General features: G+C 65.3%; 13 protein-coding genes. 8 read left to right on the top strand and 5 right to left on the bottom strand.

Annotation, left to right across the window (positions count from 1 at the left end):
- Positions 1-7 precede the first annotated feature (7 nt).
- The 4 genes from hemH to L858_RS0109875 all read right to left on the bottom strand — a co-directional run bounded on the left by hemH (position 8) and on the right by L858_RS0109875 (position 4796).
- Complete coding sequence (gene hemH, locus L858_RS0109890) at positions 8-982, bottom strand: ferrochelatase (protein WP_022682989.1); 975 nt, start codon at positions 980-982, stop codon at positions 8-10.
- 6 nt (positions 983-988) lie between these two features.
- The gene (locus tag L858_RS0109885) at positions 989-3259 is read right to left on the bottom strand and encodes a molybdopterin cofactor-binding domain-containing protein (RefSeq protein WP_022682988.1); all 2271 of its coding nucleotides are present in this window, start codon (positions 3257-3259) and stop codon (positions 989-991) included.
- Positions 3260-3298: 39 nt separating this feature from the next.
- Positions 3299-3733, bottom strand: coding sequence for a CoA-binding protein (locus tag L858_RS0109880; RefSeq protein WP_022682987.1), 435 nt, complete (start codon positions 3731-3733; stop codon positions 3299-3301).
- Between the two features lie 97 nt (positions 3734-3830).
- Positions 3831-4796, bottom strand: a complete 966-nt coding sequence (locus L858_RS0109875; RefSeq protein WP_022682986.1) for an Mrp/NBP35 family ATP-binding protein — start codon at positions 4794-4796, stop codon at positions 3831-3833.
- A 126-nt stretch (positions 4797-4922) separates the two neighbouring features.
- Between L858_RS0109875 and hflK the strand changes: the two genes are divergently transcribed.
- From hflK to L858_RS0109835, 8 genes are all read left to right on the top strand, one after another.
- Positions 4923-6044 (top strand): FtsH protease activity modulator HflK, encoded by a 1122-nt coding sequence (hflK, locus tag L858_RS0109870; RefSeq protein WP_022682985.1) that lies wholly within the window; start codon positions 4923-4925, stop codon positions 6042-6044.
- Entirely contained in the window at positions 6044-6889 is an 846-nt protein-coding gene (gene hflC / locus L858_RS0109865; RefSeq protein ID WP_022682984.1) for a protease modulator HflC, read from the top strand. The genes hflK and hflC overlap by 1 nt, the downstream gene beginning before the upstream one ends.
- Before the next feature lie 159 nt (positions 6890-7048).
- Positions 7049-8560, top strand: a complete 1512-nt coding sequence (locus L858_RS0109860) for a Do family serine endopeptidase (protein WP_022682983.1) — start codon at positions 7049-7051, stop codon at positions 8558-8560.
- Positions 8561-8680: 120 nt separating this feature from the next.
- Positions 8681-10309, top strand: coding sequence for a helicase HerA-like domain-containing protein (locus tag L858_RS0109855; RefSeq protein WP_022682982.1), 1629 nt, complete (start codon positions 8681-8683; stop codon positions 10307-10309).
- Between the two features lie 29 nt (positions 10310-10338).
- Positions 10339-10743 (top strand): hypothetical protein, encoded by a 405-nt coding sequence (locus tag L858_RS0109850; protein ID WP_022682981.1) that lies wholly within the window; start codon positions 10339-10341, stop codon positions 10741-10743.
- 117 nt (positions 10744-10860) lie between these two features.
- On the top strand, positions 10861-12162 hold the full coding sequence (locus L858_RS0109845) for an MFS transporter (protein WP_022682980.1): 1302 nt from the start codon (positions 10861-10863) through the stop codon (positions 12160-12162).
- Complete coding sequence (gene cysK / locus L858_RS0109840; RefSeq protein WP_022682979.1) at positions 12162-13091, top strand: cysteine synthase A; 930 nt, start codon at positions 12162-12164, stop codon at positions 13089-13091. The genes L858_RS0109845 and cysK overlap by 1 nt, the downstream gene beginning before the upstream one ends.
- A gap of 18 nt (positions 13092-13109) precedes the next feature.
- On the top strand, positions 13110-14465 hold the full coding sequence (locus L858_RS0109835; RefSeq protein ID WP_022682978.1) for a cell wall hydrolase: 1356 nt from the start codon (positions 13110-13112) through the stop codon (positions 14463-14465).
- 19 nt (positions 14466-14484) lie between these two features.
- On the opposite strand, the gene L858_RS0109830 is transcribed toward L858_RS0109835, so the two are convergent.
- Positions 14485-15582: a helix-turn-helix transcriptional regulator gene (locus tag L858_RS0109830; RefSeq protein ID WP_022682977.1), complete on the bottom strand. Its 1098-nt coding sequence runs from the start codon at positions 15580-15582 to the stop codon at positions 14485-14487.
- Positions 15583-15674 lie beyond the last annotated feature (92 nt).

Here is a 15674-nt window from a genome sequence, read left to right as displayed (position 1 = left end):
GGACAACTTATGTGGCGAGCCAGCCGGTAAGTTCACGACCTGCCAGTTCCTCATACAGGTTTATAGCGCCCATAGACGCGTTCAAACAACTTAAATGGACAAATTTATGACCGCCCGAGGATATAAACTCCTCTTTCCCCCGGATGGCGATCTCCTCCAAAGTCTCAAGGCAATCGGCGGAAAAGCCCGGAGTCAGCACCGCAACGCTGCGAACGCCTGAAGAAGGCAGGCCTTTGAGCACTTCATCGGTTGCCGGACCCAGCCATTTGGCCCGGCCGAAACGCGACTGAAAGGTAACGCGCACCTCCCGCTCGAGCGCCTGCTCCAGCAGCCGGGCGGTTTCCAGACATTGCGCATAATAGGGGTCGCCCAGCGCACGCGTCCTCTCAGGCATGCCGTGAAAGCTTGCGATCAGCAGGTCCGGCTCGAAATCCAGCGCAGCAAGCTGCGCTTCCGTCGACGCGCGCAGCGCCTCCACATAAGCAGCATCGGCATAATAGGGCGGCAGCGTTCGGATAGCGGGCTGCGCGCGCATTTTGGCGAGGGCAGCATAAGCTGCGTCGAGCGCGGTCGCCGTCGTCGCCGCGCAATATTGCGGATAGAGCGGTGCAAGCAGGATGCGCTCGCACCCCGCCTGCACCATGGCCGTCAAGCGATGCCCGATCGAGGGATTGCCATAGCGCATGGCCCAGTCGACCGAGACTTCGGCGCCCATGCGGAGTTGCAGGGCGAGCGCCGTGTCGCGCGTATAAACGGCTAGCGGCGAGCCGCCCTCCATCCACACCTGGCGATAGGCATGAGCCGACTTGCGGGGCCGGGTCAGCAGGATGGGTCCGCGCAGTATCGGCTGCCAGATAAGGGATGGAATTTCGACAACGCGCCGATCTGAAAGAAATTCCGCCAGATAGCGGCGCACCGAGGCAGGATCCGGCCCATCGGGGGTGCCAAGGTTGATGAGCAGAACTCCGATCTTACCTGTCACGTTCAGTCACCCTTCCAACAACAAGGGCAGGGTGCGGAAGCGCCGTCCGGCGGTCGTGAACAGGGCATTGGCGATCGCCGGAGCGATGACCGGTGCGCCGATGTCCGTCAGTCCCGCCGGTGCGGCCGTGCTGCGGACGAGCTCGACCGACACTTCGCCCACATCGCCCAAGCGGGGTAGCCCCATTCTCCCCAGCATGGCGCGGGTCGGCATGCCCTTTCGATAAGGGACGGTCGCCCCCATCGCCATCGCCAGACCATAGATGAGCCCGCCTTCGACCTGCTGTCGGGCGATGTCGGGATTGACCTGATCGCCGCCATCCACGGCAGCGACGATCCGCCCGACCTGCAGCTTGCCGTCGTTGATCCCGGCTTCCACCATCACCGCGATGAAAGCGCCGTTCATCACATGCGCAGCGAGCCCCTGCCCGCTCCCGCCGATGCCGCCCTGCCAACCGCCCATCGCCGCAACGGTGGTAAGACAGCGCGCGAGGCGGGGATTGCCCCCGAGCATCTGAATGCGGAAGGACATTGCCTCAGTTCCTGCCTGATGCGCCAGCTCATCGACGAAGCTCTCGGTGAAGAACGCCCCGTGCAAATGCGCATTGCCGGGCGCGAAGCCGAGCGGCAGGCCGATTTCGGCAGGGAAATGGTCCACCGCCCAGTTCGGCACCGCATAGGGCAGCTCCATGCCGGCCACCGCGAGCCGGGTGGAGGCGTTGGAAGCATCCAGGCTAGCCTCATGCGGCAGCTTGCCGTCCGCGATCCGGCTCCAGGTCTGGGTCATGGCGCAGGGCGCGGCCAGCTTCGCCAGCCAGCCTTCGACAGCACCGTTGCGGCCAAGCTTCGCCGCCATGCGCGCATGCGCAGGCGCGCTCGGCCGGTCCTGGATGACGTCCTCCATCCGCGACCAGAGCAACTGCACCGGCCGTCCCATGTCGCGCGCGATCAGTGCGGCCTGTACGCCTGGTTCAAAGTCCATCTTCCGCCCGAACGAACCCCCGGCGTGCAACGGGTAGAGCGTCACCTGCCCTGTCGCCAGCCCTAGCGCATCAGCAATGGCGGCGCGCGCGAGGCTGGGCGCCTGCGTCGCCATCCACACCTCAGCGCCTTCCTCTGTGACGCGAGCGGTCGCGCTCATCGGCTCCAGCGCCAGATGCAGACCCGGCGCTACCCGATACTCGCTGGCGAGGATGGTCGCATCTTCGAACAGCGGCTTGAGGTCGCCCTGCGCATAGAGGCGCTGGCCGGAGGAGCCGGAGAAGGCCGCCTCCAGCGTCGCTTCCATGGCTGCGCTCTCCACCGGCTTGCCCGAAATAACGAAGACGGGGTCAGCCAGATCGAGCGCCTTGTTCGCCGCCCACCAGTTGGTCGCGACGACCGCGACCCAGCGTTCCTGCCGGATCAGCTTGAGGAAGCCGCTGACCGATCGCGCCGCATCCTCGCGAACGCTTTTCAGCACCGCGTTGCCGATCGGCCCTTGGCGGATCGAGGCGAAGACCATGTCGGGCAGGCGGATATCGGCTGCGAAATTATGGCTGCCGTCGATCTTGGACGGCGTGTCGAGCCGCGGCAATTCCTGTCCGGCAAGGCGATCCACATCGGCTTGGCGAAGGGGCAGTATGTCGGGAAGGTCGAATGCGGCCGCTTCCTCCGCCACCTCACCCAGCTTCAACGTGCGCTGCGCCCCGTCGGAAATGATGCCGGCCCGAATGTCGCAGCTTTCCCATGGCACGTCCCAGCGCGCCGCCGCCGCCTTGCACAGCAGCACGCGCGCCGCCGCACCGGCTTCGCGATAGGCCTGGTGGAACATCGGCACCGAGGTGCCCGCGCCGGTCAACATGAGCGCGTGGCGCGTCGCATATTGGTCAATCGCCCACTCGCCCGCGCCGCCGCCAAGCCGGCTCCAGTCGTTCGCCAGCCACTGCCGGGCGAGCAGGCTGTTGGCGTAGAGCGGGCTGATCGGTGCGCTCTGGACGCCTACCGTGCGCCAGTCGGCGCCCAGCTCATCCGCCAATATCTGCGGCAATAGCGTGCTGACGCCCTGGCCTGTCTCCGTCTGCGGCGAGACGACAATGACCTGACCAGACCGGTCGATCTTCAGAAAGGCGTTGAACGGCGTTTCGCCAGGCGCAGTGTTGAGGTTGGGCCGATAGCTCCGGGGCCATGCCGCCCAGGCGAGCAGCAATCCTGCCGTCGCTCCGCCGCCGATAAGCAGGGTGCGCCGGTTCAAACCTTCCTTGACCTGCTGAACCTGCCTGCGCGGTAATCGCCCCATGTCAGCGGTGATAGAGAGGGTTAGCCCGGCTGAAAAGCACTATTGCGCGCGGATCGGTGCGATATTCAGGCGCGGAATGTCGATCGCGGGGCAGCGATCCATCACGACCTTGAGCCCAGCCGCCTTCGCCCGCGCCGCCGCTGCCTCATTGATGACGCCGATCTGGAGCCACACGGATTTGGCACCTGCCGCGATGGCATCGTCCACCGCTTCTCCCGCTGCCTCGCTGCGACGGAAGATGTCGACCATGTCGATCGGGACGCCGATGTCGGCCAGCCGTCCCCAGACGAACTCCCCATGAACATGCTCGCCCGCGATTTGCGGGTTCACTGGCAGCACGCGATAGCCATGGTCCTGCAGCATCCTCATTACGCCATAGCTGGGGCGGCCGGGCCGGTCGGAAATCCCAACGAGCGCGATCGTGCGAGTTTCGTTCAGCAGATCGGCGATATCTTGCGGCGCGGTGAGGGGCATGGCGGGGTCCTTGTGACTGTCGGGGGCGTCTGTATCGAAACACCGTCATGCTGAACTTGTTTCAGCATCTATCCGGTTGCGGAGCCGAACTGCTCCATTATCCGCCGCTCTTGACCCACTGCGCCACCTTCTCCGCGATTGCGCGGAAGGCAGCGGCATGCTCGTCCTCACCGGCCGCCGGAGGATCACCCGCGTCGGAGCGGCGGCGAATGTCGATGGCAAGCGGTATGCGCCCAAGGAAGGGCATGCCCATCTCCCGCGCGGCCGCCTCCGCCCCGCCGGCGCCGAAGGGATCGGAAATCTCGCCGCAATGGGGGCAGGCATAGCCCGCCATATTCTCGACCAAGCCGATCAGTGGCACCTGCGTCTGTTCGAACAGGCTGACCGCGCGTGTCGCGTCGATCAGCGCCAGGTCCTGCGGCGTCGAGACGATGACGGCGCCCGCCGGCTTATGCTTCTGCACCATGGACAGCTGCACATCGCCGGTGCCCGGCGGCATATCGACCACCAGCAACTCCGTCGCACCCCAATCGGCGTCGATCAGCTGCGAGAGCGCGTTGCCCGCCATCGGCCCGCGCCATGCCAGCGCCTTGCCGGGCTCTACCAGATGCGCCATCGACAGCATCGGGATGCCGAACGGGCTCGACACCGGGATCAGCTGTTTCTCCTTGGCCTGCGGCTTCCTGTCCTCGCTGCCCATCAGCCGAGCCTGCGACGGGCCGTAAATGTCGGCGTCGACCAGCCCGACCCGCAGGCCCAGCCTTTGCAGCGCTACGGCGAGATTGGCCGAAAGGGTCGACTTGCCCACCCCCCCCTTGCCCGAAGCGACGGCGATGATCTTCATCGCCTTGCGCTCCGCCGTCATGGCGATCCGCACATCCTCGACGCCCGGCACCCTCAGCGCGCCTTCGCGGATCGCGGCCGCGACGGCGTCCCGCTGCTCAGGCGACAGGCCGCTCACGTCCAGCGCAAGCGACATCACCCCGTCCTTCAAGCGCGGCGCACTCGCCCGTCCATCGGTCAGCGTCTTCAGGCGGGCGGCGAAATCATCGAGGTCGGTCATGACAGCGCCTCTACTGCGGTTTGGGCCCGAGCGGAACCGGCGTTGGCGGGGTGGCGACATGTTTCGACACAATAATCGTTGCGAAGGGCACTGTTTTTCATGGGCCACCCTTCCTATAGAGAGGCAATGAAGAGAATTTTCGGGCGGATGCCGGCTATTGCGAGCGCCATGGTCCAGGGCCCCTGGGGCGGCAAGAGCGACGGACCGGATGGGGACGGTCAGAAGGGCGAAGGTAGCGGCGGACGCGAAGGCGGGCCGCGCAATCCTTGGACGCAGCCCGGCCGACCATCGGGCAAGGGCCCTTCCGCGATCGAGGAACTGCTGCGGCGGAGTAAGGAAAGTTTCGGCCAGGGCAGTGGCGGCGGCTTCGGCAACCTGCCGCCGCGGCCGAGCGGCAAGACGCTGTGGCCCGCCGCCGTCGGCATTCTCATCCTGCTCTGGCTGGTGCTGACCTGCTTCCACCGTGTCGGTCCGCAGGAACGGGGCGTGGTCACGCTGGCCGGCAAATATAGCCGCACCCTGTCGCCGGGCATCAGCCTGACACTGCCAGCCCCGCTCGAAAATGTAACGACCGTCGACGTGGAGGAGATCCGCACCATCGACGTCGGATCGACCCGCGCGGAGAGCGAGAATCTGGTCCTGACCGGCGACCAGAACATCATCGACCTCGCCTATTCGGTACGCTGGAACATCCGCAATCCGGAGCTTTATTTGTTCCAGCTTTCCGACCCGGACACCACCGTGCGCGAGGTCGCCGAAAGCGCGATGCGCTCGGTCGTCGCCAGCGTCAGCCTGGAGGACGCGCTGGGTGCGGGCCGTACGGAGATCGAACAGCAGGTCGAACTGCGCATGCAGGAGATACTCGACGGCTACAAATCGGGCATCCGCGTGCAGGGCGTCGCCATCAAGCAGGCCGATCCGCCCACAGCCGTCAATGACGCGTTCAAGGCGGTATCCGCCGCCCAGCAGACAGCGCAGACCTATCTGAACGAGGCGCGCGCCGCCGCGCAGCAAGTCACGGCAAAGGCGCAGGGCGAAGCGGCGTCCTTCGACAAGGTGTATGAGCAATATAAGCTCGCACCCGACGTGACCCGCCGCCGCATGTATTATGAAACCATGGAGGGCGTCCTGTCGAACGTCGACAAGACCATCGTTGAAAGCGGCAATGTGACGCCGTTCCTGCCGCTGCCTGAACTCAAGCGCCGCGCGCAGGGCGCCAGCGCTCAGTCGGCCGAGGAGGGACAGTGATGCAGACCCTGGTCCGCCATCCCGTCGCACTCGCGCTGCTCGCTATTGCTGCGCTGCTGCTGATCGGCAGCACCATCGCGATCGTGCCCGAAACCAAGCAGGGCGTGATCGTTCGCTTCGGCGACCCGAAGAAGATCATCAACCGTTATCGCCCGAACGAGGATTTCGGAAAGACCGGCGCGGGCGTCATCCTGCGCTGGCCGTTCATCGACCAGATCGTCTGGATCGACAAGCGCGTGCTGTCGGTCGAGATGGAGCGGCAGCAGGTGCTCTCCACCGACCAGTTGCGGCTTCAGGTCGACGCCTTTGCCCGCTACCGGATCGTCGATCCGCTGCGCATGTATATCGCGGCCGGCAACGAGGACCGCGTGTCCGACGCGCTGCGTCCGATTCTTGGCTCGGCGCTGCGCAACGAACTGGGCAAGCGGCCCTTCGCCGCGCTGCTCTCGCCCGAGCGCGGCCAGGTGATGGACAATATCGAGGCGGGGCTGAACCGCGTCGCCCGCCAATATGGCGCGCAGATCGTGGACGTCCGGATCAAGCGTGCCGACCTCCCTGACGGCGCTCCGCTGGAGAGCGCCTTCACCCGCATGCGCACCGCGCGCGAGCAGGAAGCGCTGACGATCCGCGCCCAGGGCGCCAAGCAGGCGCAGATCATCCGGGCGGAAGCGGACGCCAATGCCGCGCGCATCTATGCCGAAAGTTTCGGCAAGGACCCGCAATTCTATGATTTCTACCGGGCGATGCAGGCCTATCGCTACACCTTCGCGCCTGATCGGACGGGATCGACATCCATGGTGCTGTCGCGTGACAATGATTTCCTGAAGCAGTTTCAGGGGCGCTGATGTAAGTTGCGGCGATCATCGGAAAGGAAATAGCGCTAAATGAGTGGCTTGATCATTACGGAACCAGCGCCATTCAAAGACCGTTAAGGCAGGGCGGCGCATCCCCTCTTCCGTAGAGTCCGCCCTTACCTTCGCAAGTTCATGAGAGGACCGTCACGAGTGCGTTACGCTTATGCCATCACCGGCGCCCTGCTGCTCGGCGGCACCGCCATTGCCGTCACGTCCAGCCCGAACGTCGGCGCCCAAACCGCTCAGAATGAAGGTATGCAGGCCGCTGCGCCCGCAGGTGCGCCAGCCAGCCTTGCCGACATGGTCGAGAAGCTCCAGCCGGCCGTCGTCAATATTTCGACGCGCCAGCGGGTTCAGGTGCAGAACCCATTTGCCGGGACACCCTTCGGCGACCTGTTCGGCCAAGGCCAGGGCGGTCAGCCCCAGACGCGCCAGGCGCAGTCGCTAGGTTCCGGCTTCATCATCTCGGCGGACGGCTATATCGTCACCAACAACCATGTGGTGTCGGCAGGAGCCGAAGGCGCGTCGGTCGACTCGATCACCGTTACGCTCACCAATCGCGAGGAATATAGCGCCCGCCTGATCGGCCGCGACCCGGCGACCGACATCGCGGTCCTCAAGATCGACGCGAAGAAGGCCCTCCCCTTCGTCAAGTTTGGCGACAGCGCGAAGGCGCGCGTCGGCGACTGGGTGATCGCCATCGGCAACCCCTTCGCCCTGTCCGGCACAGTCACGGCCGGCATCATCTCGGCCGTCCATCGGGGCACGGGCGGCACTTACGACAAGTTCATCCAGACCGACGCATCGATCAACCAGGGCAACTCCGGCGGCCCGATGTTCGACATGCGCGGCAATGTGATCGGCATTAACAGCCAGATCCTCTCGCCTTCGGGCGGCAACGTCGGCATCGGCTTTGCCATCCCGTCCGAACAGGCGGCGCCGATCGTAGACACGCTGCGCCGGGGCCAGAGCGTCAAGCGCGGTTATCTCGGCATCCAAATCAGCCCGCTCGGCGAGGATCTCGCCGACTCGCTCGGCTTGGCGAAGAATCGGGGCGAGTTCGTCCAGGGCGTCGAACCGGGCAAGGGCGCCGACCGCGCAGGCATCAAGGCGGGCGACGTGATCGTCAGCGTCGCAGGGCAAGAGGTAACGCCCGACCAGAATCTGTCCTCGATCGTCGCGTCCCAGCCGATCGGGTCGCGCGTGCCGATCGTGCTCCTGCGCAACGGCCAGCGTCAAACTGTGACTGCCATCGTCGGGGAGCGGCCGTCCGAGGACGAGCTCAACCGCTTCGCGCAGAGCCAGGATGAGGACTTCAACCAGCAGCAGGACAATCAGCCTGGCGGTGCGCAAGCGGCACAACAGTCGCTCGGCATCTCCGCGATCCCGCTGACGCCTAACATCACTCGCCAGCTCGGCCTCGCTACCGATACGCGCGGTATCGTGATCACGGCGGTCGATGCCTCCACCGATGCTGGCAGCAAGGGCCTGCGTCGCGGCGATGTCATCATCACCGCGAACAACCGCCCTGTCACCAGCCAGGCGGACCTCGACGCGCAGGTCAAGGCCGTGTCGTCGCAGGGTCGCAGCGCCATCCTGCTCCAGGTACTGCGCCGCGGTCAGCCGGCCGTCTTCCTGCCGGTGCGCCTGCGCGACAAATAAGGCGCTGACAAACAGCGGATCGTTTCGGGCCGCGCTTGCCGGAAGGCTAGTCTCCCATCTACAAAGAGGGCGACAGACTCCGGCGGGCGCGGCCCGACCTTTTCAAGGAGCAGGACGCAGATGAGCGACGGTATTTTCATCGGCCTTGGCGCACCGGATAAGGACGGTGGCGTTCCCCAGACTCTCAATCTGCGCCGCGCCAATCGCCACGGCCTGATCGCGGGCGCGACGGGCACGGGAAAGACCGTCACTCTGCAGGGCATCGCCGAAAGCTTCTCCGCGCTGGGCGTTCCCGTGTTCCTCGCCGATGTGAAGGGCGACCTGTCGGGCATCGCCATGGCCGGGTCACCCACTGCGAAAAATGCCGACAAGCTGGTCGCGCGGGCGAAGGAGATCGGCGTCGAAAATTACAGCTACGCCGACAATCCCGCCATCTTCTGGGACCTGTATGGCGAGCAGGGCCACCCCATCCGCACCACCGTCACCGAGATGGGGCCGCTGCTCCTGGCGCGCCTGATGAACCTCAACGAGACACAGGAAGGCGTGCTGTCGATCGCCTTCAAATATGCCGACGAAGAAGGTCTGCTGCTACTCGACCTCGGCGATCTTCAGGCGATGCTCGCCTATTGCGCGGAAAATGCCGACACCCTTTCCGCCCGCTATGGCAATGTGACCAAGGCCAGCGTCGGCGCCATCCAGCGCCAATTGCTCCAGTTGGAGAGCCAGGGCGGCGACCATTTCTTCGGTGAGCCCGCGCTCGACATTCACGACATGCTGAAGGTGGACGATCAGGGGCGCGGCTATGTGAACGTCCTCGCCGCCGACAAGCTGATGCAGAGCCCCAAACTCTATGCGACCTTCCTGCTCTGGCTGCTCTCCGAAATTTTCGAAACGCTGCCGGAAGTCGGTGATCCTGACAAGCCGGTGCTGGTCTTCTTCTTCGACGAGGCGCATCTACTGTTCGACGACGCGCCCAAGGCGCTGACCGACAAGATCGAGCAGGTCGTCCGCCTGATCCGTTCCAAGGGCGTCGGTGTCTATTTCGTGACTCAGAACCCGATCGACATCCCGGAAGATGTTGCAGGGCAGCTCGGCAACCGCGTCCAGCATGCCTTGCGCGCCTTCACCCCGCGCGACCAGAAGGCGATCAAGGCGGCGGCGGAAACCTTCCGCATCAATCCGGACCTGGATGTCGAAACGGCGATCACCGAATTGAAGGTTGGCGAGGCGCTGGTGTCGCTGTTGCAGGAGGATGGCTCGCCCGGCGTCGTCCAGCGCACGCTGGTCGCGCCGCCCCGCTCCCGGCTTGGCCCGGTCGATACAAAGGAACGGGCGATCATTCAGTCCGTATCCCCTTGTGCCGGCAAATATGACGCGGCCATCGACCGGGAGTCGGCCGAAGAAATATTGGCGGCGCGGGGCCAGGCCGCAGCCGCCGCCGCGCAAGCCTCCAAGGCGCAGGCCGAAGCCGACAAGGCAGCCGCCTCTCAAGCCAAGGTCGAGGCGAAACAGCGCGAGGCGCAGTTGAAGGAACAGGCACGGCGTGATGCCGCAACCGCCCGTGAAGCTGCCAAGCCCTCCGCCTTCGACAAGGCAGTCCAGTCCGCCACCCGTTCTGCCGCCTCCTCGGTCGGTCGCCAAGTCGCCAATGAACTGGGCCGCGCTGTGTTCGGCGGCTCCAGCCGCAGGTCTTCCGGCGGGATCGCGGGCCAGCTGGTGCGCGGCATATTGGGCAGCCTGTTCAAATGAGCGCTGCGCATCAGGAGAGGAGAATCGAGATGCCTATTTGCCGGATCGCGGCCTGCCTGCTCGGCCTCACGCTCACCACAGCCGCAATGGCGCAGGATTATCGGCAGTTGCGCCGCGCAACCGACGCAGCGATCGCCAGCGATATCGCGCGCGACCGACAGGCAGAGCGGGACGCGAAACGCCAACCCTATGCAACGCCCGGCTACGGCGCCATCCACAGCGCTACCGCCGCACGCAATGCCTGCGCCGCGAAAGCCCGTGACGAAGCCGGCCGCGGCGCGGCGGTGATCAGGCGGCCAATGGCGCGCGCCATGTCGACCGGATGGGAAGTCGAGGGCGAAGTGGGGCCGTTCGACGGCATGCGCTCCGTTCCCTTCGTCTGCTCCGTGCGCAACGGCTCCGTCAGCGGCATATTGCTGCGACCTGACCGATAGGCCTCAACCCGTTATCCCGCAGGCGAAAGCCAGATGATGTCCTGGCCAAGAATTGCTGCGGACATTCTCTAGCAGTGTGGTTGCGATGGCGCGCAGGGAGCCGCTAAGGAGGGGTCGATGACCGCCTCTCCCGCTTCGCCCCATCCGCTCAAATTCGGCAATTTCAGAGCCTATCTGCTGGGCCGGCTCACGGCCGTTCTGGCGCAATATGGCATGATGATCGTGCTTGCATGGCAAGCCTATAATCTCGCGCGCGAAACGATGAGCACGGCGGGCGCTTCCGCTCAGCTGGGGCTGATCGGGCTGGCGCAGTTTCTGCCGCTTTTCTTCTTGACCCCGGTAACGGGATGGGTCGCGGACCATTTCGACAGGCGGAAGATCACCCGCTTCACCCTTGCCCTGCTCATGCTGGCATCGACCATCCTCGGCACTGCCACCTATGAAGGGTGGGTCAGCCTGCCGCTGATCTTCGGCATCGCCGCGATCGTCGGTATCGCGCGCGCCTTCAATGGCCCCGCCTACAGTGCGCTAGCGCCCAATCTGGTGCCGCGCGAGGTGCTGCCCAACGCCATAGCGATCTCCAGCGTGGTCTGGCAGACCGGCATGATCATCGGACCCGCGCTGGGCGGCTATGCCTATGCGATGGAGCCCTGGGGCGCCTATGCGCTGGCGGCCGGTCTGTTCGGCATTTCGCTGCTGTGCATGCTGCTGATCGGTCCCGTGCCGCAGCCGCCGCGCGACACCAGCCGCCATCCGGTGCGGCAGATGATCGACGGCTTCACCTATGTCCGCACCAACCGGCTGGTCCTCGCCACCATCACGCTGGACCTGTTCGCGGTCCTGCTCGCCGGAGCGACCGCACTGCTGCCGGTCTATGCTCGAGACATATTGCATGTGGGATCGGCGGGGCTGGGTCATCTCGCCGCCTCCCCCGGGATCGGCGCGGGTGCCACTGCCCTCTTCTTCTCCTTCCGCCCGATGAAGACCGAGGTAGGCCTCAAGATGCTGGCGTCGGTCGTGGTGTTCGGGCTGGCGACGATCCTGTTCGGCGCCACCGCTTTCCTCCCCACCAGCATCGCTGCCGAAGTGGGGATCGGCGCACTCATCTTGCTGGGATCGGCCGATATGGTATCGGTCTATGTGCGGCAGTCGCTGATCCAGCTGCACACGCCCGATACGATGCGCGGCCGCGTGTCCAGCCTGTCGCAGCTCACCATCTCGGCGTCCAACGAACTGGGCGAAGCAGAGTCGGGCTTTCTGGCGGCGCTGGTCGGGCCGGTGGTCGCGGTGATCGGCGGGGGCATCGGCGCCATCGCCATCACTTTAATCTGGGCGCGGCTCTTTCCAGAGCTGCGCCGCGCACGTACCTTCGACCCACCCGAGACAAGGGCGGCCGAGCCTATGCAGGAGAAAGCGTAATGAAGGCATCCACCATATTGGAAACCATCGGCAATACGCCGCACATCCGCATTAACCGGCTGTTCGGCGATGTGGCGGAAGGGACGGAGGTGTGGATCAAGTCGGAGCGGTCGAACCCCGCCGGATCGATCAAGGACCGCATCGCCCTCGCCATGATCGAGGCGGCGGAAGAATCAGGCGCGCTGAAGCCGGGCGGCACCATCATCGAGCCGACATCGGGCAATACCGGCGTCGGCCTTGCCATGGTCGCGGCCGTCAAGGGCTACAAGCTCATCCTCGTGATGCCCGAAAGCATGAGCCTTGAGCGCCGTCGCCTGATGCTGGCCTATGGCGCGACCTTCGACCTGACCCCGCGCGAGAAGGGCATGAAAGGCGCCATCGAGCGCGCGCTGGAATTGATCGACCAGACGCCGGGCAGCTGGATGCCGCAGCAGTTCGAGAATCCGGCCAATATTGACGTCCATGTGCGCACCACGGCGCAGGAAATCGCGACCGATTTCGCGCACAGCCCGATCGACGTGCTGATCACCGGCGTCGGTACCGGCGGCCACATCACCGGCGTCGCCGAAGTGCTCAAGAAGCTCTGGCCGAACCTCAAAGTCTTTGCGGTCGAACCGACCCTTTCCCATGTCATTAGCGGCGGCCAGCCCGGTCCGCATCCGATCCAGGGCATTGGAGCGGGCTTCATTCCCGCCAACCTCCACACGCAGTTGCTCGACGGCGTCATCCAGGTCGAGGCAGCCCACGCGAAAGAGTTCGCGCGCCGCGCCGCGAGCGAGGAAGGCCTGCTGGTGGGTATCTCGTCCGGCGCCACGCTCGCCGCGATTTCGCAGAAGCTGAAGGAACTGCCGGCCGGCACCCGCGTTCTGGGCTTCAACTATGACACCGGCGAACGCTATTTGTCGGTTCCCGACTTCCTGCCGGAATAAGGCAGGTCCGGATCGGGCATGACCGAAGGTTTATCGACCGAACAGCCACATCCTGCGATGTGGCTGCTCTGGCTTGCGTTGTTCATCGGCCTGCCTGCCCTGATCGCCGCGATCGACACGCGCGCCCCTGTCGAGATGCGCGAGGCGCGCTTCGCGGCGGTGGCAGCGGCCCGTCTGAAGCGCCCGCCTACTCCGCCCCCACCCGTCGATCCGGTAGAAGTCTTCGCACTCGAACGCGAACAGGCGCGGGCGTTCAACGCCGCCATTCCCTTCTCGCGCCTGCCCAACCCGGCGGCGCGCCCGTTCATCTTCGCCGGGTCGGAGACGGATCTGGCCCGCGCCATCGACTGCCTCGCCGCAGCGCAGCTGTATGAAGCGGGCGACGATGCCATCGGGGAACGCGCGGTTGCGCAGGTGGTGCTCAACCGGGTGCGTCATCCGGCTTTCCCCAAGACAGTCTGCGGCGTCGTCTTCCAGGGACAGGAGCGTGCGACCGGGTGCCAGTTCACCTTCACCTGCGATGGCGCCCTTGGCCGCACTCCGACACAGGTTGCGTGGGAAAGAGCGCGGGAGATCGCCCGTTCCGCGCTTGCCGGCAAGGTGTTCAAGCCGGTCGGCTACGCCACCCATTATCATACCGACTGGGTGGTCCCCTATTGGAGCGGCAGCCTGGACAAGATCACCGCAGTGGGCACGCACCTCTTCTTTCGCTGGCGCGGCTGGTGGGGAACGCCCCCCGCCTTTCGTCGTGTCACCGATCCGGGCGAGCCGCTGATCACGCGCATCGCCCGCCTCTCGGCCGCGCATCAGGACGGGGCCGGCGCGCTGCCGGGCTCATCGCCTCTGGTGCTGGGCGGGGACAAGCTCGCTGACCTTACGGCAAGGCCGCAGCAGATGATCGGCGCGGAATCGCTCGGCAAGGTGATGGCGGGCGTCCGGCTGGTCGCGATTGCGCCGGGGGCGAAAAGCTTCCTTGTCGAGCTGGACAGATCGACCTCCCCCGACAGCTGGCCTGCGCTGTCGCAGACATTCTGCGCCGGCCGCCTCGAATGCCGCATCATGGCGTGGCAGTCGGGCTCCGCGCCGCGCGGACTGCCGCTGACCGATGAGAATATGGAGGCGATGGCCTTCGCCTATATCCACAATAGCGCAACGGGATTGCAGCGGTCGCTATGGAATTGCGGCAAGACCCAGCGGGCGAACAAGGATGAATGCATGCGACAGCGGATACCGGCGGCAGGGGCGACCGAAGCTCCGCCGGCCGCGCCACCCGCGCTGACGGGGGTCAGGCGGAAGGAGCGGTTTGAGACGATCAAGGTGGTACCGCCCGTCCCAGTAGCTCCGGTAGTCGTCGTCCCACCCGCCAAGCCATGAGGGCTTCGAGAGCTGCGGCTCAATCCTGTCCGTCGAAGGATGACAGGCGGGGCAGTTGGCTGATACGGGCCACCAGCTCGGACTGGCGGCTGCAATCCAGCTTGACGTAGATATTCTTGAGCTGCGTCCGCACCGTGTTGATCGCGACGCCGCGTTCCTGCGACAATTCTTCCAGGCCCTGGCCCGCGCAAAGCGCCTCGACCACCTCAGCCTCCGCGCGTGTCAGCCCATATAGCGCCCGAATGCGGCTGGTGAGGCTCATGTCGCGGTCTGCCGGGTCGGTGGCAATGACGACGACCTGCCGCTCGCTACCGATTCGCACCGCGGCGATCGACAACATGTAGGGGAGCCCTTGCTCCCGATGCACGAAAATGGCGCTCGCCTGGCTATCCTGCCGCGCGGCGGCGGCACGAAGCGCGGCCTGCAACGCGTCCTCGTCACGGGCTTCGCGGGCCTTGATCCGCCGCTGTCGCAGCGTCAGCGCATCGCCCCGGCTCAAGATCCGGTCCGCCGCCCGATTGCAGTCGATCAGCACGCCCTGAGCGTTCAGGGTGAAGACCGCATGGCCGACCATGTCGATGGTGGCATGGAGCGAGCGGCCGTAATGCGCCGCGCGATCAAGCTTGCTCCGAATCTCGAACATGCGGCCGATATGATCGATGCTCTGCTGAACCGCGTGCAATTCCTGCGCGTCGAACTGCTTCTGCGTCCGTCCGCGGTGGAGCCCGATATGGCCCAGCACGGCACCCCGCTGCACGATGCCGCCCAAGCAGTGGAACGTGTCATCGCCCATCGGCCTGATCCACTCATTATAGATGCGGCTGCCTTCATAGACCGCGTCAGGAACGATGGCCTCGCAGTTCCACACGCGATTGGCCTGGTCGCGCTGGACCAGAGCCGTTCCCCAGATGTCGTCCGACTGGAACTCTTCGTCGTAAAGCGCCATCTGCGCGTCCGAAAAATAGCCCGAGTAGGAAATCTCGGCGGCATGATCGGCGCCATGACCCCAGTGGATGACAGCCGAGCGCGCACCAACAGCCTCGGCGAGCGTCGCCGCCAGTTGGTCGAAAGCGGCGTCATCTGCCGCCGCATCATAAATCTCTTCCGTGCGTATCACACGCCTGCCCCAAATTACCCCGGTCCAGTTCATCAGCCCCGGAAAGCGGAGTCAATTACAATGACTTTCGTCCCGCCGCATTGCACAAAGCA

The sequence above is a fragment of the Sphingobium bisphenolivorans genome (assembly GCF_000412635.1).
Lineage (GTDB): Bacteria > Pseudomonadota > Alphaproteobacteria > Sphingomonadales > Sphingomonadaceae > Sphingobium > Sphingobium bisphenolivorans.
Note: the sequence above shows the minus strand (reverse complement) of the source record. Positions and strands in the feature narration are given on the sequence as shown.

Excerpts from the sequence above, each read along its gene's own strand:
- L858_RS0109885 (WP_022682988.1), bottom strand. The coding sequence starts at position 3,259 with ATGGGGCGATTACCGCGCAGGCAGGTTCAGCAGGTCAAGGAAGGTTTG.
- L858_RS0109880 (WP_022682987.1), bottom strand. The coding sequence starts at position 3,733 with ATGCCCCTCACCGCGCCGCAAGATATCGCCGATCTGCTGAACGAAACT.
- L858_RS0109875 (WP_022682986.1), bottom strand. The coding sequence starts at position 4,796 with ATGACCGACCTCGATGATTTCGCCGCCCGCCTGAAGACGCTGACCGAT.
- hflK (WP_022682985.1), top strand. The coding sequence starts at position 4,923 with ATGAAGAGAATTTTCGGGCGGATGCCGGCTATTGCGAGCGCCATGGTC.
- hflC (WP_022682984.1), top strand. The coding sequence starts at position 6,044 with ATGCAGACCCTGGTCCGCCATCCCGTCGCACTCGCGCTGCTCGCTATT.
- L858_RS0109855 (WP_022682982.1), top strand. The coding sequence starts at position 8,681 with ATGAGCGACGGTATTTTCATCGGCCTTGGCGCACCGGATAAGGACGGT.
- L858_RS0109850 (WP_022682981.1), top strand. The coding sequence starts at position 10,339 with ATGCCTATTTGCCGGATCGCGGCCTGCCTGCTCGGCCTCACGCTCACC.
- L858_RS0109845 (WP_022682980.1), top strand. The coding sequence starts at position 10,861 with ATGACCGCCTCTCCCGCTTCGCCCCATCCGCTCAAATTCGGCAATTTC.
- cysK (WP_022682979.1), top strand. The coding sequence starts at position 12,162 with ATGAAGGCATCCACCATATTGGAAACCATCGGCAATACGCCGCACATC.
- L858_RS0109835 (WP_022682978.1), top strand. The coding sequence starts at position 13,110 with ATGACCGAAGGTTTATCGACCGAACAGCCACATCCTGCGATGTGGCTG.